Below are 17131 nucleotides of genomic sequence, written 5' to 3'. Positions count from 1 at the left end.
CGGCAGGATGTGCCCGTCATCCGACATTGATTTGGGGGGCCGCCGCGATGGGCCATCCATGGCCCAGCGCGGCTAACCCGGCGTCCTGCCGGGTTACCCCCCAAATCAATATCGGATGACGGCCAGGGTGGTTTAACGGGGCGCCTAAGATCAAAATCACAAGCAAAGCGAGGCGGCCTGACAGCCGACCTGATCGTCGAGGCGTGCGCATATACCTGTGGGAGCTGGCTTGCCTGCGATGGTCGTTAACGATGACAAATGAATACCTGACACTCTGATGTGTTCTTTCGGCCGCCATCGCAGCGATGCGGCGATCCGACAAGCCAGCTCCCACAGGGGGGAATGCAGCTTCACGCCCCGGCTTTGGCATTGCTGTTGCTGTTGCTCTGCTTTTGATCTGGCTTTTGATCTGGCTTTTGATCTTAGGCGCCCCGTTAAACCACGATGGCCGCAGGCAGGTATTGCGCAGTGGGCACCCCGGCATGGATGCCGGGGTAGCCGCGACACGGCCATGGATGGCCGATCGCGGCGGGCCCACGGAGCAATGCCTGACTGCGGGCATGCCGAGCCTAGGCGAGGCACCGAGTGGTGGGGCAAAAGCCCTTTGCTTACTTTGGGGCTTTTCCAAAGTGAGCCGCTGTAAGAGCGGAACCCTAAGTGGCCGTGACCGCAGCAACGGATATGTACACAAACCCAATAAGCACTAGATAAAAGAGTTGTGTAGATACCTATGCCGCGATGGCTAAGTGTCAGTCGATACATTAGTTGACTGATACACCGCCATCGCGGGCAAGCCCGCTCCCACATAAGCTCGCACACACACAGGGGTATTGCCTTGCTTTCAGGGCACCAAGGCCTTGATCACCTGATCCACATTCCCTTCCAATTCCGCTACCGGGTCCGCACCGTCAGTACCCAGCACCAGCAACTTCGACCCCCCTGCACTGATAGCCGCTTTTACCGCCTCAGCCGGTTGGCGATGGTGCAGCACTAACGCCACGTCGTTGTCCTTCAGGCTGGTCGTCAGCATTTGTAGCGCCTGCGCAGACCACTCGGCGTCCGGCCGCGGATCGGTGCTGACCAACTCCAGATTCAGCCCACTTATCAGATAAGCAAAATGATCACTCAGGCTGATCACACTCAGGTTATCGGCCTGGGCCAGGCGGGCTTCGCTGTCGGCAGTCAGCTTGAGCAGGCGTTGCTTGAGGCTGGCCAGGTTGCCGTCGATCTGGGCCTTGGCGCCGGGCGCCAGCCTGCTCAGGTCGGCAGCCATGACATCGGCCATGCGCCCCAGGTTGTTGCTCGACTGCCACGGCTGGCTATTGAGGCCATCCACAGTCCCCGGTTGCAGGGCCACGCCTGGCAGACCGCCGTCTACCGGGCGCGCCGCGTCCACTTCGACGATGCGGATATTGCTGCGCCGGGCCACTGGGTACAGCGGGTCATCCGGCCACAGCGAGCGCAGGCCGATCGCCGCATCGGCGTCCAGCGCCAGGCTATGCAAGGCGGGCGCGCCACGCCCGGTAAAGTACGAGGTCTGGCGCGAACCCGGCAGGTTGGCCGGTGCCGCACGCTCCAGCTTGACCGCAGTGCCCTTGAGCAGGGCGGCGGCCAGGCCGTAGGTCACGGGCAAGGCCGCGAGGACTTTGACCGGTTTGGCGGCGTGGGCGGCGACCGGCAGGGGTTTGGTCGTTTCGGCTGCCAGCAGCGGGGTGCTGATCAGGCAGGCGATGGCCAGGGCGAGGGGGCGTAGAACGGGGCGCATTATCCGAGATTCCCTTTCAGGCTGGGGACCGTGCCGCGCGCGATGGCGGCCAGGGCGAAGGCGATACCGGCGACGAGGATGATCGCGGCACCGGACGGGATAGGAAGGTCGAAGATGATTGGCAACAGAATCCCGCACAGGGTGCTGAGCGTGGCAATCACCACCGAGATCCAGAAGAAGCCCTTGAGTGACTGGCTCAACAGCCGAGCCGCGGCGGCCGGGATCACCAGCAGTGCGCCTACCAGGATCGCACCGATGACCTTGACCGCCGCCACTGTGATCAACGTCACCAGGATCACGAACAGGTAGTCCAGGGTCTTCACCGCCACGCCACGCACGGCAGCCAGTTGCGGGTTGAAGCTGGCGAGCATGATGCGGTTGTACAGCGGCAACGCCAGGGCCATCACCAGTGAGCCGACCACCGCCAGCACCGCCAGGTCATTGCCGTTGACGGTCAGGACCGAACCAAACAGCACGTTTTCCAGGATATGCACGTTGATCTTGCCCGCCAGGATCAGCAACAGGCTCGCGCCCAGGGCCAGGGACACCGAGAGGAACACGCCGATCAGGGTATCGGGGGCCAGGCCGGTGCGGTTGCGCAGGTAATTGAGCAGGATGCCGAACAACAGGCAGTAGCCGAACAGGCTGCCGTAAGGCCCGGTGTAGGGTTCCCCCAGCAGAATGCCCACGGCAACGCCGGTCAGCGCAGCATGGCCGACGGCTTCGGAGAAAAACGCAAAGCGCTTGACCACCACCAGCGTGCCCAGGCCACCGAGTACCGGGCCGATCAATAGGCCGGCGAGCAAGGCATTGACCACAAACCCATAGGCCAGGGCTTCCGGCAAGTAGCCGGAGGAAGCCCAGCCCTGGACCATCAAGCGAAAGGCTTCGTAGCTCATTGGGCTGCGCTCCGTGGGTGAGTGGAAAACAGCGTCAGCAGGCGTTCCGGGGTCAGTGCCTCCTTGGGCGTGGCATCAAACAGCAGGCGGCGGTTCAGGCCGGTGACGCGATCCGCCAGGCGGCCCACGGCCTCCAGGTCGTGTTCGATCCACAGCACGGTAATCCCGGCCTGGCGCCAGTCGCCCAGCAGGCGTTCGAACACCTGGATCCCGGCTTCGTCGAGGGCTGACATCGGTTCATCGAGTACCAGCAGTTGCGGCGCCGGGATCAAACCCTGGGCCAGCAGCACACGCTGGCGCTCGCCGCCGGACAGCGCACCCATGCGGCGCTTGCGCTTGTCTTGCATGCCCACGCGCTCCAGCGCCTCGCCAATCGCCCCGGCGTAATGCCGGGACAAGCCGAGAAACGCCGGGCGCCGCTGGCACATGGCAGCCATGAAGTCGTCGACGGTCATCGGCAGGCCACGGTCGAACTCCAGGGCCTGGGGCACGTAGCCGATGGTGCCGGGAGTGTTCGGCCAGTGCAGGCTCAATTGGCCCTGGTGTGGCGTCTGCCCCAGCAGGGTCTTGATCAGCGAGCTCTTGCCGCCGCCGTTCGGGCCGACCAGGGCGTGGATGCTGCCTGGTTGTACCTGGAAGCTGACGCTATCGAGGATCGCGGTACGGCCCAGGGTCAGCGAGACGTTATCGAACTCAATCGTCGGGCCGATGCTGGCCACATTCAGGTGTTCAGCCGCGGTCATGCCCCCGACTCCTGGATCGCCCGGACCACGGTATTGAGGTTGCCGGTCATTTCCACTTCGTACTTCTCGGCGCTGTATTCACCGTAGGAAATATGCGACAGCGGGTACAGTTTGACCCCCGACTCACGCTGGATGGTATCGACGTAGGAGGACGGGAAATCCATCTCCGAGAAGATCACCTTGACGTCCAGCTCGCGCAGTTGGTCGATGGTTTTCTTCAATTGGCTCGGGCTTGGCTCGATGCCGTGGGCCGGTTCGACCACGGCGGTCACTTCGAGGCCGAACTCGCGCAACAGGTAGTCGTAGGCGGCGTGCACCGTGGCCACCCGCAGATCGGCGTTGGGCGCGCTGGTGAGCTTGGCCAGGGCGTCGGCGCGCATCTGGCGCAGGCGCTTGCCGTAGGCACGGGCGTTCTGGGTATAGGCCTTGGCGTTGTCCGGGTCGAGCTTGCCCAGTTCCCGGGCGATGTTGTTGACCTGGGCGATGGACGCGCTGATGGACAGGAAGGTGTGCGGGTTGACCACCTTGCCGGCGCCACGGGCCGCGTTGCCGGTGGCGGCCAGCAGCGGCACATTGGCGTTGGCCTCAATCACCGGGATGTCCGGGCGCTCGCTGGTGGCGATCATGCGGTCGGCAAAATCGTCATGGCCGACGCCATTGAGCACGATCACGTCCAGGGTGCCAATGCGCTTGATGTCTTCGGCGCGCGGTTCGTAGGCATGGGGGTTGAAACCGGCCGGAATCAGCGGCACCACTTCGGCCTTGTCGCCGACGATATTTGCCACGTAGCTGTAGTAAGGGTGCAGGGTGATACCGATACGCAGGCGCTTGGCCGCCTCGGCATTGGCCAGGGGGCTCAGCAACACGCTGAACAGGCCCACCAGCAGCAGGCGGAGCAAGGGAGATGACATAGACATGGGTAATCGATCTTCTCTCGGAGACAGCATGAATTCAGTGGCGATGCTGGCGGGTGACGCCAGCGTCGAATTGCGCAACGACCTGCTGCCAGCCAGCGGCGATCAGCCCCTGGTCGCTCAGGTCGGTGGGGGCGGCCAGGTTGGCGCTGCGGTTGAGCCAGATATCCGGCTCGGCGCCGTTGACGCGCATCAGCAGTGAGCCGCTGGTGTCGTTGGCCTGGCTCAGGCCCAGGTACGCCGCTGGCGCCAGCAACTGCCAGTGGTGGTCGCCACGGCTGACCGAACTGGCGTCCTGGGCGAAGGGCGCGAAGCCTTCTTCGGCCAGTTGCGCCGGCGTCGGCAGGGTGCTTTGTTCCTGCGCCAGCAACTGGATTTCATCCAGGGTCACCCGCAGGTCGGCATAGATGCCTTGCTCGGCCGCGCTCAGGTCGCGGCGGGCGTCCAACTGGTGGCTGGCCACGGCCTCGACGGCCTGGGTTTCGCCGTGCAGTGACACCACCGTGCCGGCGACGGCCAGGATGATCAGGCACAGCAGCAGGACGTAGAGGGTTTCGTGCCCGGCACCGGCGGGCCGGACCACCTGGGTGCTGCCTGGGTTCATGGGGGTCATGGCGCCTGGATATCCGCTTGGTCGATCTCGACAACGTGGCCGGGACCGGCGTCAAACAGCACATAGAATTCGGCGGCAGGTTTTTTGAAGGTCAACGTCGAGTCGGGCCCCAGCTTGCCGGGCACCAGGATGGTTTCGTCGTAGCCGATCACATCCAGGGTCACGCCGGGCGCGCCGCTGCCGTCGGAAAAACCACCGGTGCACTGGATCTGTTCGCCGGGGATCTCCTTGCATTCGCACATCGGGTTGTGGGCCAGGGCGTAGTTGCTTGCACCCAGGCTGAGGATCAGCACGGCGCAGGCGCGGGTCAGGCGCAGTAAAGTCATGGTTTAACTCCTTGCTTGTTCAACCAGGCGACGGTGGCAGGCGAAGCCTGACTCAAGGGAATGGAGGCCTGCTGCATGCTGCCGTCCCAGCCTTCCATGGTGATCCACAGTTCGGCGTCGGGCGGGGTGCGTTCCGGGATCGGCAGCACAGCGCCCATGCGGTACGGGGTGCCGAAGAAAATCACCCCGGCGGCCCGCAGGCTGCGGGGCTTGCCGATGCGCAGGTAGGTGGCCTTGACCTGGTCGCCACAGGTGGCGCACAGGGCGGCGTTGAAGGATTTCATCGGGCCGGCCGGGTCGGGGCGGGGCGCTTCATTGCGCAACTCGGCGAGGGTAATGCTCCACGGGCCGACCTGCACTTCACCGACCTCGCGCTCGCCCAGGCCGGCGTCGCCGCGAAACAGTGCGACGTCGGCAAAGTACTTAGGCATAAAACCCAGGGGCACCAGCAACAGCAGGATATTGATGTGAAAGCGCCATTTGAGCCAGAAGGCGCGCAGTGGCGAGGGCGCTTGAACGGTGGTGGCCTTGCTCATTATTTGCCCTCCGAGGTTTCAGCCTGCATGGCGCCGATGGGGTTGGCCGGCGCCGTATTGCGCGTGGCCTTGGTGCTGCGCTTGAGCGCGTGCAGCGTGGCCAGGGCCGTGCGCTTGCTCCAGATCAACAGACCGCTGAGGACCATCATGCTCAGCAACAGGCCGAAGAAGAACCAGACCAGCTTGATCCAGATCCCGCCAAAGTCGCCGGTGTGCAGCGGGCGCATGGACTCGGTGACGAACTCCAGGCCCGTGCGGTCGGACAGCAGGTGCGTGGCGGCGATTTCACCGTTGTAGGGGTTGATGTCGGCTGTCTGGAACATCAGCGGGTACCAGCCGCGGCCGCCGATGCTCAAGTGACTGTAGGCATTGCTTGGCAGGCCGACGAAGCTGACGTCGAAGCCGGGGATACGCTGGGTGGCAATGTTGATGGCATCGTCCAGGGCGATCATCGGTGCCGGTACACCGGGGGCCGACAACGGCACCTTGTCCCGGGAGATCACCGGCACGATCGGCTGGCTGGAGATGGTGATCTGGTTGTCCGCGAGAAGCGCCTGGATCAAGAACCAGGTGCCGGTGATGGAAATCACCGCGATAAACCAGATCGACCAGATGCCGCTCAGGCGGTGGAAGTCGCCCCAGAAAATCCGCGCCCCATGCTTGAAGCGCAGGGTTGGCTTGAAGAACCCTTTCCAGAACCGTTTGTACACCACCAGGCCTGTGACCAGCGAGGCGAGCATCGGCAGCCCGAGGAACGACACCAGGTACCAGCCCCAACTAAAGCCATTGGTAAACGGCACCAGCCACCAGCCATGCAAGGCGCGGGTGAACTGGCGGAAGTTGAACGATGGGCTGATGCCCTGGATGACCCCCGTGTACGGGTTGACGTAGACCGCCACGGAGCGGCCGTCGGGGTAGCTGATGTCGACGTCGAGCGCAAAGTGCGATTCGTCCGGACGGACGATGGACTCGACAATGGCCTTTGGCTCGGCCTGCTTGATCGCGGCGAGGATCTGGTCGTAAGTGAGCAGTTCGGCATCGTCCGATGGCTTGCTGGCGCGCATTTCCGGGTTGGCCAGCCAGACGATTTCCTGGCTGACCACCGCCAGGGTCCCGGTGACGCAGACGATCAGTACGAAGAACCAGATGGGCAATGCCAGCCAGCTGTGGACGAGAAACCAGAGTTTGGAGCGTGACTTCTTCGACATGTCTATGGGGGTCTTGATCGGAGGAGGGCAGAAAAGGCCCGGGAAAGGCCGGTCGTAGCTTTTGCTTACGCGACGGGCTGTATCTAAGTTAAGACGGATGAGAATCGCAAAACCCTAAGGCAGAAATGAAAGCAAATGTTTCAGGTGCGCGGGAAACCCCTGTTGGGGCTCATTGCTGTTCAGTTAGTCAGCACAAAAAAGTGTGGCGAGGGGGCTTGCCCGCGTTGGGCTGCGCAGCAGCCCCAAAACCTGGCTACTCGATGTTTCTGCAAGAGTCAGGTGGACTTGCTGGTCGGGGCTGCTACGCAGCCCAACGCGGGCAAGCCCGCTCGCCACAGGGGGGGGCTGTTGCACCTTGTGGCGAGCGGGCTTTAGGAGATTGGGGATTATGCAAACAGCTCTTTGGCGCGCTTGTGAATCTGTTCCTCGGTCAGCTCTTCTATATGAGTGGCGAGGAACCAGACGTGTCCGAAGGGATCCCTCAACGTGCCGGAGCGGTCGCCGTAGAATTGATCCTTGGGTTCGGAAATCGCCGTGCCGCCTGCCGCGATCGCCTGTTTGTACTGCGCGTCGACGTCCTTCACATACAGATGCAGGCCAACGCTGGTGGGGTGCGCTCCAGGGCTGCCGAAAGCCATTTCATCACAGGGCGAGGCCAGCATGATCGGCGAATCGCCAATGCGCAGTTCGGCGTGGCCGACCTTGCCGTCCGGCATGTCCAGGCGCATGAAAACGGTGGCATCGAAGGCTTTTTGGTAGAACTCGATGGCTTCAGCTGCCTTGTCGATGCCCAGGTAGGGCGTGATGCTGTGGTAGCCATCGGGAATGGGTTTAACGCTCATTTCGCTCTCCTTGAGGGGGGGGAGGTGCCGGGTCTTCCGGTCTTTTCACTATAGGTCAGGCCTTTCGTGGCCTGCGGGCAACCGACGACTGTCCTGTAACGGTGCATTCAACAGTTTCTCAAACAGAGGCTTGACCTTAACTTAACTAGAGGTTTTACCCTGCGTGGCACCTACAGCTAAAGGGGATTTGTCATGCAAGCTTCAGCGAAAAGTCATGGTTTTACCCAAGTGATCGAGTTTCAGATCGAGCCCCGGCAGCAGTCCGCGCTGGTGTTGGCGCTGTCCGAGCAGAGCGAGCGCCTGGCCCAAGGCCATGAGGGGTTTCTGAGTGCCAGTGTGCTGGTCAGTGATGACGGTCGGCGGGTGCTCAACTACCTGCAATGGCAGGCCCGCGAAGACGGTGCCACGGCGTTCCAGCGGCTGGAGAGCGAGGGCGAGAACTTCTGGGCACTGATTCGTGCCCATCAGGCTACTGCCGTGACCTTCGGTTCATTCCAGGTGCTGCGCAGTATCGAGCGCAGCGCCGACAACGCGTTGGCGTGCAGCCTATATCGATAGATGCAGCATGCGCTCACCTTGCAGGCTTCCCTCTGGGCGCCGCTTGTTGACCGCCAGTTCGCCGATCTTGATCAGGCGCGTACGCGTGATATTGCGGCTCAGGCCCAGCAGGTTGGCGGTGTGTACCTGGTTGTAGTGGCTGAAGCGGTAGGCGGCGCGTAGCAATGCGTCCTCGACTTTCTCATGCAAGGCACCGGCCTGTTCGTCAAACAGTTTCTGGAAGGCACGCTCCAGCAAGGCTTCGGCACTGTGGTCGAGGCTGTGCTGGCTATCATCCTGGCGCTCGATGCGCATGTTCGACAGGCGCAGGTCATCGCGTTCAATCAGGCCATTGCGGCAAATCAGCAAGGTGTGATGAATGACGTTTTCCAGCTCGCGGATATTGCCCGGCCAGCTGTAGCCTTTGAGCTTGTGCTCGGCTTCGGGGCTGAGGGTGATGGGGCCGTAGCCCAGGCGCTGGCTGTAGGCGTCGATAAAGTGCCGGGTCAGGGGCAGGATATCGCCGGGGCGTTCGCGCAAGGGGCTCAGTTCCAGGCTGACCACGTCCAGGCGGTAGTACAGGTCTTCACGGAAATGCCCGGCATTGATGGCTTTTTCCAGTTGCACATTGGTCGCCGCCAGCACCCGCACATCAATCGGAATGCTCTTGCGTGAGCCCAGGCGCACCACTTCGCGTTCTTGCAGGACGCGCAGCAGCTTGACCTGGATGGCCATGGGCAGATCACCGATCTCATCGAGGAACAGGGTGCCGCCGTCGGCCTCCTCGAACCAGCCAGCCTTGGCGCCGAGAGCGCCGGTGAACGCGCCTTTTTCATGGCCGAACAACTCCGCTTCCACCAGGGATTCGGAAAACGCCCCACAATTCACCGCCACGAACGGTCGGTTGCGCCTGGCGCTGAGGTTATGGATATGGCGGGCCACCAGCTCTTTGCCGGTGCCGGTTTCGCCGATGATCAGCACGCTGGCTTCGCTGGGCGCCACTTGCTGGATATGCGCGAGCAAGGCCCGGGATTTGGGGTCTTCGAAGACTTGCGCGGTGGCGCGAATCGACGTGGCGAGTGCGGGCGAGGGCGCAAGGGTCAAAAGCTGCATGGGCACCTCAAGGAATAGGACGTGGATGTCGGCAGGGGCTGGCCCAACGCGGTGCGCCACCTCGTACCAGGCCTGCGCCGCTTGCAGGCGTTCAGTGGCGAGGCCGAGCGGCTCGTGGAGGCAGTTGCGACGCTGGGAGTCTGTTATAGAGGGTCTTTTTTATTCCGTAAACAAATGTGTTTATATATTTATAGAACAAAAAGAAATATGAAGGATTGACTGATAGCGACTATCACAGAGGATGATTTTTCCCGATGCAAAGGCGGGAGTAGCCTGTGTCCATTGCCTCAACGCCCAATTCGCAGGACCTTCGTCATGAACCATTCACTTTCTGTTGCCTTGTTGCTGGTCGCCTCTTTTCTTGCTGGTTGTGCGACCCATCCGGCGCCTGAATTGCGCCCGTACTCCGCCGAGGAGAGCCGGCAATTGGCAATGGAAGGGCTGAACCGGCGGGGTTTGTCGTTTGATGAATATCAACAGAAGAAAACTGAACTCGCAGCCCGGCCACAGGCGCCAATGGGCTTTGATCGCCAGGGTGCAATGAATGCCGAGCGCAACGTTACCCTGCATGACCGTCCGAGCTGAGACAAACTGCGGCGTCCCAGAGCCCGAGGTTCCGTACAGGAACTTCGGGCTTTTTGTTTTCCATCCTTTTCGTCGAGCCTGTTAAGCTCAATTTCAGGAGCGTTCCTACGCACTTTTAAATAAAGTGGTCTTTCTTTAACGGCATCCGATCAGGTTAACCTGACGAACTCTGTACTGGTCGCTGCCCCTGAGACGCTGATCTCGGGAACATGCTCTGCGGGTCTCTAAACGTCATGAATAAACGTCCTCTGTATTTTGACTACGCCGCCACCACCCCGGTGGATGAGCGGGTCATCCAGGTCATGGTCGAGTGCCTGGGTTTCAACGCCAATTTCGGTAACCCTGCGTCCAGCTCCCATGCGTTTGGCCAACAGGCCCGGCACACGGTCGAGCAGGCGCGCCGTCAGGTGGCGGAGTTGGTCGGCGCCCAGGCCGAGCAGATCGTCTGGACCTCGGGTGCTACCGAATCCAACAACCTTGCGCTCAAGGGTGTGACCCAGGCGCGGGGCGTGGCCGGTGGCCATATCATCACCAGTCAGATCGAGCACAAGGCAACGCTGGACACCGCCCGCCAATTGCAGCAAGCCGGGATTGCCGTGACCTACCTGGTGCCGGATGCCGATGGCCTGATTACCGTCGAGGCGGTCAGCCAGGCGCTGCGCGAAGACACGTTTTTGGTGTCGTTGATGCTGGTCAACAATGAGCTGGGCACGCTCAACGACATCCCGGCCATTGGTGCGCGGGTGCGTGAGCATGGCGCGCTGCTGCATGTGGACGCGGCGCAAGGGGCGGGCAAAGTCGAGATCGACCTGGCGCACTGGCCGGTGGACCTGATGTCGTTTTCGGCGCATAAACTGTATGGCCCCAAAGGCATCGGTGCGCTGTATGTCGGGCCGCGGGCGCAGCAGAACGTCACGGCGCAGATCCATGGCGGTGGTCACGAAGGCGGGCTGCGCTCGGGAACCCTGGCGACTCACCAGATTGCAGGCATGGGCAGTGCCTTCGCGTTGGCCGCGCAATCCTTTGCCGAAGAGTCGGCAGGTATTGTCGCCCTGCGCCAGCGTTTGCTTGAGCAATTGCTGGACATTCCCGGCGTGCGCCTGAACGGCAGCGCCACCCAGCGGATTCCCCACACCTTGAGCCTGACCTTCAGCGAAGGCGAGTTCAATTCGGCGGCCTTGAGCGCCGGGATCGCTTTTTCGGCGACCTCTGCCTGCAATTCGGCCAGCAATGTGCCCTCCCATGTACTGCTTGCCCTGGGGCATGATGCGCGCAGTGCCGGTCGCACCATTCGCTTGAGCCTGGGGCGGTTTACCACCGGGCAGGATATCGATCAGGCGGTGCAATTGATCAAGAACTCGTTGGCCAGCGCACCGGCCTTTTGGGCGGTTTGAAATACATAACAATTATGAGTGCTTAGCAGGAGAGATGATGAGTACGCAGCCTTTGCCCCATGGAACGGTTCCCCAGCGCCTGGCGCGCACCCGCGAGTTGATGAAGCGGGAGGGCATTGATGCCCTGCTGGTGCCATCGGCCGACCCGCACCTGTCCGAATACTTGCCGGGCTACTGGCAGGGCCGGCAATGGTTGTCGGGGTTTCATGGCTCGGTCGGCACGCTGATTGTCACGGCTGATTTCGCCGGCGTCTGGGCAGACAGCCGTTACTGGGAGCAGGCGACCAAGGAACTCAACGGCAGCGGCATTGAGTTGGTGAAGTTGCAACCGGGGCAGCCCGGCCCGCTGGAGTGGCTGGGGGAGCAAACCCCGGAAGGCGGGGTGGTGGCCGTGGATGGCGCGGTGATGGCTGTTGCGTCGGCCCGTACCCTGGGCGGCAAGCTGGCTGAGCGAGGCGCGCGCCTGCGTACCGATATTGATTTGTTGAGTGAGGTCTGGACCGACCGCCCAGCGCTGCCCAACCAGCCGATCTACCAGCACCTGCCGCCCCAGGCCACCGTCAGCCGAGGCGAAAAACTCGCGGCACTGCGCGCCAGCCTGAAGGAAAAGGGCGCGGATTGGCATTTTATTGCCACCCTGGATGACATCGCCTGGCTGTTTAACCTGCGCGGCGCAGATGTTTCGTTCAACCCGGTGTTTGTCTCGTTCGCCCTGATCAACCAGCAGCAGGCCACGCTGTTTGTTGCCCTCGGCAAGGTCGATGCCCAGTTGCGTGGGGTGCTGGAACAGGATGGCGTGACGCTGCGGGACTACAGTGAAGTGGCCGCGGCCCTGGCTGAAGTGCCGGACGGGGCCAGCCTGCAGGTGGACCCTGCACGCGTGACGGCGGGGCTGCTGGAGAATCTGGCCAGTGGCGTGAAGCTGGTCGAAGGCCTCAACCCGACTACATTGGCCAAGTCCCGTAAAAGCCTGGCGGATGCCGAGCATATTCGCCGGGCCATGGAGCAGGATGGCGCGGCGTTGTGCGAGTTTTTCGCCTGGCTGGACTCGGCCTTGGGCCGCGAGCGCATCACTGAGCTGACCATTGATGAACACCTGACGGCCGCGCGTACCCGTCGCCCGGATTATGTATCGTTGAGCTTCAATACCATCGCCGCATTCAATGGCAATGGCGCGATGCCCCATTACCATGCCACCGAAGAAGAACACGCGGTGATCGAAGGCGATGGCCTGCTGCTGATTGATTCGGGCGGCCAGTACCTGGGCGGCACCACAGATATCACGCGGATGGTGCCCATCGGCACGCCGAGCGAGGAACAAAAGCGCGATTGCACGCGGGTGCTCAAGGGCGTGATTGCCTTGTCGCGGGCGCAGTTTCCCAAGGGCATCCTCTCGCCATTGCTGGACGCCATCGCCCGCGCACCGATCTGGGCTGAAGGCGTGGATTATGGTCACGGCACCGGTCACGGGGTGGGCTACTTCCTTAATGTCCATGAAGGCCCGCAGGTGATTGCCTACCAGGCGGCGGCCGCGCCGCAAACTGCGATGCAGCCGGGCATGATCACCTCCATTGAACCGGGTACCTATCGCCCAGGGCGTTGGGGGGTGCGTATCGAGAACCTGGTGTTGAACCGGGAGGCGGGTAAGACCGAGTTCGGCGAGTTCCTCAAGTTCGAAACCCTGACACTGTGCCCGATTGATACCCGTTGCCTGGTACCGTCCCTGCTGACGATCGAGGAGCGACAGTGGTTCAACGACTACCATGCCCAGGTGCGTCAACGCTTGAGCCCGTTGCTCAGCGGCGCCGCGCTGGAATGGTTGCAGTTGCGCACGGCAGCTATATAAGGCCTGGCCGCTCGCAGGCGTGGGCCGGCGAGCGGCTTGCAGGCTTAACTCAAAGCTTCGCGGACAAAGTCCAGGCGATCCTGGCCGAAGAACAGTTGCTGGCCGACAAACATGGCAGGCGCCCCAAACATGCCACGGGCAATCGCCTCTTCGGTCTTGTGCTTGAGGGCGTCCTTGACCTCCTCATCCTGGGTCAGCTCCAGCACCTGGGCAGGGTCGAAGTGGTGTTGCGCCAGCACCGCCGCTACGACTGCTGGATCCCCCATGTTGCGCCCTTCCACCCATATCGCCCGGAACAGGCAGTCGATGAAGTCGATAAAGCGTTCTGGCTGGCGTAGTTGAATGCCGGTGACGGCGCGCATCAGGGTCAGGGTATTGATGGGGAAGTGCGGATTGAACTTGAGGGGGACCCCGTAACGCTTGGCGTAGCGTGCCAGGTCTTGCAGCAGGTAGCGGCCCTTGGCCGGGATGGTGACGGGCGAGGCATTGCCGGTGGCCTTGAAGATGCCGCCCAGCAGGATGGGCTGATACACCAGTTGGCTGCCGGTTTCGGCACAGATTCCGGGCAGTTGGGTGTAGGCCAGGTAGGTGGTGGGGCTGCCGAGGTCGAAGAAGAATTCCAGGGTTTTGCTCATGTTGGATGCTCGCTGCTTATTGTTATGTTGGCGTGCTTACCAGGTTTCGTTCCAGGGGCGCAGGTCCAGTTCGAAGGTCCAGGCATCCCGTGGCTGGCGGTGCAGGTGCCAATAGTTGTCGGCGATATGCTCGGGATCCAGAATGCCGTCCTGGTCCTTGAGCGCGTATTTGCTTGGGAAGTTGTCGCGGATGAAGTCCGTGTCGATGGCGCCATCCACGACCACGTGGGCCACATGGATGTTCATCGGGCCCAGCTCGCGGGCCATACTTTGGGCCAGGGCGCGAATGCCGTGTTTGGCCCCGGCAAAGGCGGCAAAGCCTGCGGCACCGCGTAACCCGGCGGTGGCCCCGGTAAACAGAATCGTCCCGCGCTGGCGGGTCACCATGCGCTTGGCCACTTCACGGGCATTGAGGAAGCCTGAGAAGCAGGCCATCTCCCAGATCTTGAAATATTTGCGGGCGGTTTCTTCGAGGATGCTGCACGGCACGTTGGCGCCGATGTTGAACACGAATGCCTCAATCGGACCCAGCTCGCTTTCGATCTGCTCGATCAGCGCGATCACCTCGTCCTCTTTGCGTGCATCGCAGGCAAAGCCGTGAGCCTCGCCGCCCGCAGCCTGGATACTGTCCACCAGGGGTTGCAGCTTGTCGGCACTGCGTCGGGTGACGCAGGCCACATAACCTTCGCGGGCAAAACGCTTGGCAATGGCGCCGCCTGTAGCGTCGCCTGCGCCGACGACCAGTACGATTTTCTTATTCTCAGTCATGGCAAGTCCTTGGGTAAACGATCGTTAACTAAACGAACGTTATGCTACGATTCGGCAGGCGTCAAGGTGGTGTCTTCAAGGGGAGAGGCGATGCGCTATTCAGTCAGTCACAAGCAGCAAACCAGGGACAAGCTCCTGCACAGCAGTGCGGCCCTGGCGAAAAAAGAAGGGTTTGCCAGCGTTGGCGTAGATGGGCTGATGAAAGCCATTGGCCTGAGTGGCGGGGCTTTTTATAGCCACTTTTCGTCCAAGGACGCGCTGTTCAGCTCCATCGTCGAGCATGAGTTGAGCCAAAGCCTGGAGCGTTTGAGTGTGGGCGAGGTGCAGAGTCGGGAGCGCCTGCAGCGCTGCCTCAAGTTCTATCTGAGCATGGCCCATGTGGAGCAAGTGCAAGACGGTTGCGCCTTGCCGAGCATGGGCGCGGAAATTGCCCGTGCGGATATCGCGGTACGCCAACACGCCCAGGAGTGGATTTGCCGGCTGCAGGCCAACTGGGCGCGGATCTTGGAGAGCGAAAGCCTGGCCTGGGCTATCTTATCCCAGTGTGTGGGTGCACTGGTGGTGGCCAGGATGATGGTCGACCCGCAGGTTCAGGCGCAGGTACTTGCATCGAGCTATGAAGAGCTCAGTCAGAGAATTTCGCAGGAATGAGCGCTTACTTGCAGAGCACGATCATGCTACGGCTGGTATAGCCGGCCGGGTTGATGCCGAAGGGGTAGTCACCCGGCTCCTCGCTGTTGTCGCCGGATTTGGCGATCACTCTGTAGCCTTTCTTGCCGCACGAGTTGGCTGCGCTGGTGTAGCACTGGTCCCAAGAGGAGGACAGGCCAGAGCAGTTGATATGCAGCCCTTTCTTTCCGCGTTTGACTTCTGTCTTGGTGGTTGCGGCACACCCAGCCAAGGCGATGACGACAAGCAGTATCAAAATTCGCTTCATTACCATCCTTAATAGCCGCGCCGTTGGAATGCCCGATGCTGGCTTTGCTCGCTCTCAAGTGTAGGGTCGGTGGATGTCCTTATTCGAAAATCTCCATGACTGACACTGAGTTACAGCCTAAACATGGCCTAATTGAGCGGCAAATGCCAGAGCTTCGTTAAATCCTGTCTCAATCTGCCGCGATGATTGGCTTTGACTGGCTACGCATGGTCAGCGTTGCGCCCACGGAGGCCAGGATAATGCAGGCGATCGCCAGCCATTGCGCCAGGGACAGGTATTCCTGGAGGAAAAACAGCCCGGAAAGCGCACCGAACGCGGGCTCGATACTCATCAGCGTGCCGAAGGTGCGCGCGGGCAGGCGGGTCAGGGCGACCATCTCCAGGGTGTAGGGGAGGGCGGTGGAAAGAATCGCCACGCCAATGGCGATCGGAATCAGCGCGGGTGTCAGCAGCGCGCTACCGGCATGGACGATACCGATGGGGGCGACGAACAGTGCGGCGATCATTACGCCGAGAGCCGCGGTTTGCACGCCATTGTCCGCGCCAGCCTTCTGGCCGAACAGAATATAGAGGGCCCAGCAGATCCCCGCACCCAATGCGTAGGCGGCGCCGGTCAGGTCGATGCCTTGGCTTGCTTCACCGACGGGTATTAATAGCAGCAGGCCGATAATGGCCAGGGCTATCCACAGGAAGTCGACGGCACGCCGGGAAGCATAGATGGCAACGGCTAGTGGGCCGGTGAATTCCAGGGCTACCGCAATACCCAGGGGCACGGTGCGCAATGACATATAGAAGAGGAAGTTCATGCCGCCCAGCGCCATGCCGTAAACGATGACGGTACGCAGTGACCTGGCGGTGAGTTTGGCGCGCCAGGGGCGCAGCAACAGCAGCATTATGATGCTGGCGAAAACCAGGCGCAGGGTGGTGGTGCCTTGGGCGCCCACAATCGGGAACATGCTTTTGGCCAGTGAAGCGCCCGACTGTATAGAGGCCATGGCAATCAGCAGTAGGCCGACAGGAAACAGCGCCGAGCCCAGGCTGCGGGATGAAGTGGTCATTGGGGGTGTTTGTCCAGGTTCATATAGAGGCAGAGGGCACTATGATGATCAACTGCTGGCAATTGAGCAATATATTGCTCAATTTCTTGGGCCTTCTATATAGAAGGCGAGGTTTTTGAGAGTTGCTGGGCCCTTCGATAGAAAAATGAAATTAAAGGTTGACGGCAGATTCTGGAAGTCTATAATTCGCCCCACTTCCGGCGCAGTCGAAGCGGAAAACTCCTTGGTAAACAAAGAGTTACGCAGAGTTCGACAGCGAGTTGCTTCAGTTCATCGAAGCCCAGAAGGAGTTGGTAGAGCAGTGTTGTTTGGCTCTATTAACGTTTCGATCCTCTCGGTCGAAAGCGGAGAAAAAGAGGTGTTGACAGCAGCGTGTAACGCTGTAGAATTCGCCTCCCGCTAACGAGAGATCG

General features: G+C 61.5%; 19 protein-coding genes. 5 read left to right on the top strand and 14 right to left on the bottom strand.

From position 1 onward, the window contains the following. Window positions 1-841 precede the first annotated feature (841 nt). From HBO24_RS29170 to HBO24_RS29130, 9 genes are all read right to left on the bottom strand, one after another. Window positions 842-1765, bottom strand: coding sequence for a zinc ABC transporter substrate-binding protein (locus HBO24_RS29170; protein ID WP_170060828.1), 924 nt, complete (start codon window positions 1763-1765; stop codon window positions 842-844). Beyond that, window positions 1765-2664: a metal ABC transporter permease gene (locus HBO24_RS29165; RefSeq protein ID WP_057441446.1), complete on the bottom strand. Its 900-nt coding sequence runs from the start codon at window positions 2662-2664 to the stop codon at window positions 1765-1767. The genes HBO24_RS29170 and HBO24_RS29165 overlap by 1 nt, the downstream gene beginning before the upstream one ends. After that, a complete protein-coding gene (locus tag HBO24_RS29160; protein ID WP_057441447.1) occupies window positions 2661-3407 on the bottom strand; it encodes a metal ABC transporter ATP-binding protein in 747 nt (248 codons plus the stop codon). Before HBO24_RS29160 ends, HBO24_RS29165 begins: the two co-directional genes overlap by 4 nt. Next, complete coding sequence (locus tag HBO24_RS29155; RefSeq protein ID WP_057960209.1) at window positions 3404-4324, bottom strand: metal ABC transporter substrate-binding protein; 921 nt, start codon at window positions 4322-4324, stop codon at window positions 3404-3406. Before HBO24_RS29155 ends, HBO24_RS29160 begins: the two co-directional genes overlap by 4 nt. A 34-nt stretch (window positions 4325-4358) precedes the next feature. After that, window positions 4359-4925 (bottom strand): DUF6162 family protein, encoded by a 567-nt coding sequence (locus tag HBO24_RS29150; RefSeq protein ID WP_057441451.1) that lies wholly within the window; start codon window positions 4923-4925, stop codon window positions 4359-4361. Window positions 4926-4930: 5 nt separating this feature from the next. Continuing rightward, window positions 4931-5260, bottom strand: a complete 330-nt coding sequence (locus HBO24_RS29145; RefSeq protein ID WP_057441453.1) for a hypothetical protein — start codon at window positions 5258-5260, stop codon at window positions 4931-4933. Beyond that, window positions 5257-5796, bottom strand: coding sequence for a hypothetical protein (locus HBO24_RS29140; RefSeq protein ID WP_057441455.1), 540 nt, complete (start codon window positions 5794-5796; stop codon window positions 5257-5259). Before HBO24_RS29140 ends, HBO24_RS29145 begins: the two co-directional genes overlap by 4 nt. Further along, window positions 5796-7004 (bottom strand): PepSY domain-containing protein, encoded by a 1209-nt coding sequence (locus tag HBO24_RS29135; protein ID WP_057441456.1) that lies wholly within the window; start codon window positions 7002-7004, stop codon window positions 5796-5798. The genes HBO24_RS29140 and HBO24_RS29135 overlap by 1 nt, the downstream gene beginning before the upstream one ends. Window positions 7005-7390: 386 nt before the next feature. Then, window positions 7391-7846, bottom strand: a complete 456-nt coding sequence (locus HBO24_RS29130; RefSeq protein ID WP_057441459.1) for a VOC family protein — start codon at window positions 7844-7846, stop codon at window positions 7391-7393. A 192-nt stretch (window positions 7847-8038) separates the two neighbouring features. Here HBO24_RS29130 and HBO24_RS29125 point away from each other — a divergent pair, with 192 nt between their 5' ends. Continuing rightward, window positions 8039-8404 (top strand): antibiotic biosynthesis monooxygenase, encoded by a 366-nt coding sequence (locus tag HBO24_RS29125; RefSeq protein WP_115127882.1) that lies wholly within the window; start codon window positions 8039-8041, stop codon window positions 8402-8404. Here the strand turns inward: HBO24_RS29125 and HBO24_RS29120 are convergent. Next, the gene (locus HBO24_RS29120; protein ID WP_115127883.1) at window positions 8393-9496 is read right to left on the bottom strand and encodes a sigma-54 dependent transcriptional regulator; all 1104 of its coding nucleotides are present in this window, start codon (window positions 9494-9496) and stop codon (window positions 8393-8395) included. The two genes, HBO24_RS29125 and HBO24_RS29120, sit on opposite strands and share 12 nt — an antisense overlap. Before the next feature lie 315 nt (window positions 9497-9811). Here HBO24_RS29120 and HBO24_RS29115 point away from each other — a divergent pair, with 315 nt between their 5' ends. From HBO24_RS29115 to HBO24_RS29105, 3 genes are all read left to right on the top strand, one after another. Further along, a complete protein-coding gene (locus tag HBO24_RS29115; RefSeq protein WP_057441463.1) occupies window positions 9812-10081 on the top strand; it encodes a hypothetical protein in 270 nt (89 codons plus the stop codon). 233 nt (window positions 10082-10314) lie between these two features. Continuing rightward, on the top strand, window positions 10315-11475 hold the full coding sequence (locus HBO24_RS29110) for an aminotransferase class V-fold PLP-dependent enzyme (RefSeq protein WP_170060827.1): 1161 nt from the start codon (window positions 10315-10317) through the stop codon (window positions 11473-11475). A 37-nt stretch (window positions 11476-11512) separates the two neighbouring features. Beyond that, a complete protein-coding gene (locus HBO24_RS29105) occupies window positions 11513-13321 on the top strand; it encodes an aminopeptidase P family protein (RefSeq protein ID WP_115127886.1) in 1809 nt (602 codons plus the stop codon). A gap of 44 nt (window positions 13322-13365) precedes the next feature. On the opposite strand, the gene HBO24_RS29100 is transcribed toward HBO24_RS29105, so the two are convergent. Continuing rightward, the gene (locus tag HBO24_RS29100; RefSeq protein ID WP_057441468.1) at window positions 13366-13956 is read right to left on the bottom strand and encodes a 2-hydroxychromene-2-carboxylate isomerase; all 591 of its coding nucleotides are present in this window, start codon (window positions 13954-13956) and stop codon (window positions 13366-13368) included. 36 nt (window positions 13957-13992) lie between these two features. Then, window positions 13993-14724 carry an SDR family oxidoreductase gene (locus tag HBO24_RS29095; protein ID WP_057441470.1) on the bottom strand — a complete coding sequence of 244 codons (732 nt, stop codon included), beginning with the start codon at window positions 14722-14724 and terminating at the stop codon, window positions 13993-13995. A 90-nt stretch (window positions 14725-14814) separates the two neighbouring features. Between HBO24_RS29095 and HBO24_RS29090 the strand changes: the two genes are divergently transcribed. Beyond that, complete coding sequence (locus tag HBO24_RS29090; protein ID WP_115127889.1) at window positions 14815-15375, top strand: TetR/AcrR family transcriptional regulator; 561 nt, start codon at window positions 14815-14817, stop codon at window positions 15373-15375. A 4-nt stretch (window positions 15376-15379) separates the two neighbouring features. Here HBO24_RS29090 and HBO24_RS29085 read toward each other — a convergent pair whose 3' ends face one another. Beyond that, entirely contained in the window at window positions 15380-15661 is a 282-nt protein-coding gene (locus HBO24_RS29085; RefSeq protein ID WP_057445083.1) for a hypothetical protein, read from the bottom strand. 169 nt (window positions 15662-15830) lie between these two features. Next, window positions 15831-16718, bottom strand: coding sequence for a threonine/homoserine exporter RhtA (rhtA, locus tag HBO24_RS29080; protein ID WP_057441473.1), 888 nt, complete (start codon window positions 16716-16718; stop codon window positions 15831-15833). Window positions 16719-17131 lie beyond the last annotated feature (413 nt).

Source organism: Pseudomonas sp. WS 5410, assembly GCF_012985645.1.
GTDB lineage: Bacteria > Pseudomonadota > Gammaproteobacteria > Pseudomonadales > Pseudomonadaceae > Aquipseudomonas > Aquipseudomonas shahriarae.
This window is presented reverse-complemented; position numbering and strand designations above follow the sequence as displayed.

Bases quoted from the DNA above. Each gene is read 5' to 3' on its own strand.
- HBO24_RS29170 (WP_170060828.1), bottom strand. From the start codon at position 1,765: ATGCGCCCCGTTCTACGCCCCCTCGCCCTGGCCATCGCCTGCCTGATC.
- HBO24_RS29165 (WP_057441446.1), bottom strand. From the start codon at position 2,664: ATGAGCTACGAAGCCTTTCGCTTGATGGTCCAGGGCTGGGCTTCCTCC.
- HBO24_RS29160 (WP_057441447.1), bottom strand. From the start codon at position 3,407: ATGACCGCGGCTGAACACCTGAATGTGGCCAGCATCGGCCCGACGATT.
- HBO24_RS29155 (WP_057960209.1), bottom strand. From the start codon at position 4,324: ATGTCTATGTCATCTCCCTTGCTCCGCCTGCTGCTGGTGGGCCTGTTC.
- HBO24_RS29150 (WP_057441451.1), bottom strand. From the start codon at position 4,925: ATGAACCCAGGCAGCACCCAGGTGGTCCGGCCCGCCGGTGCCGGGCAC.
- HBO24_RS29145 (WP_057441453.1), bottom strand. From the start codon at position 5,260: ATGACTTTACTGCGCCTGACCCGCGCCTGCGCCGTGCTGATCCTCAGC.
- HBO24_RS29140 (WP_057441455.1), bottom strand. From the start codon at position 5,796: ATGAGCAAGGCCACCACCGTTCAAGCGCCCTCGCCACTGCGCGCCTTC.
- HBO24_RS29135 (WP_057441456.1), bottom strand. From the start codon at position 7,004: ATGTCGAAGAAGTCACGCTCCAAACTCTGGTTTCTCGTCCACAGCTGG.
- HBO24_RS29130 (WP_057441459.1), bottom strand. From the start codon at position 7,846: ATGAGCGTTAAACCCATTCCCGATGGCTACCACAGCATCACGCCCTAC.
- HBO24_RS29125 (WP_115127882.1), top strand. From the start codon at position 8,039: ATGCAAGCTTCAGCGAAAAGTCATGGTTTTACCCAAGTGATCGAGTTT.
- HBO24_RS29120 (WP_115127883.1), bottom strand. From the start codon at position 9,496: ATGCAGCTTTTGACCCTTGCGCCCTCGCCCGCACTCGCCACGTCGATT.
- HBO24_RS29115 (WP_057441463.1), top strand. From the start codon at position 9,812: ATGAACCATTCACTTTCTGTTGCCTTGTTGCTGGTCGCCTCTTTTCTT.
- HBO24_RS29110 (WP_170060827.1), top strand. From the start codon at position 10,315: ATGAATAAACGTCCTCTGTATTTTGACTACGCCGCCACCACCCCGGTG.
- HBO24_RS29105 (WP_115127886.1), top strand. From the start codon at position 11,513: ATGAGTACGCAGCCTTTGCCCCATGGAACGGTTCCCCAGCGCCTGGCG.
- HBO24_RS29100 (WP_057441468.1), bottom strand. From the start codon at position 13,956: ATGAGCAAAACCCTGGAATTCTTCTTCGACCTCGGCAGCCCCACCACC.
- HBO24_RS29095 (WP_057441470.1), bottom strand. From the start codon at position 14,724: ATGACTGAGAATAAGAAAATCGTACTGGTCGTCGGCGCAGGCGACGCT.
- HBO24_RS29090 (WP_115127889.1), top strand. From the start codon at position 14,815: ATGCGCTATTCAGTCAGTCACAAGCAGCAAACCAGGGACAAGCTCCTG.
- HBO24_RS29085 (WP_057445083.1), bottom strand. From the start codon at position 15,661: ATGAAGCGAATTTTGATACTGCTTGTCGTCATCGCCTTGGCTGGGTGT.
- rhtA (WP_057441473.1), bottom strand. From the start codon at position 16,718: ATGACCACTTCATCCCGCAGCCTGGGCTCGGCGCTGTTTCCTGTCGGC.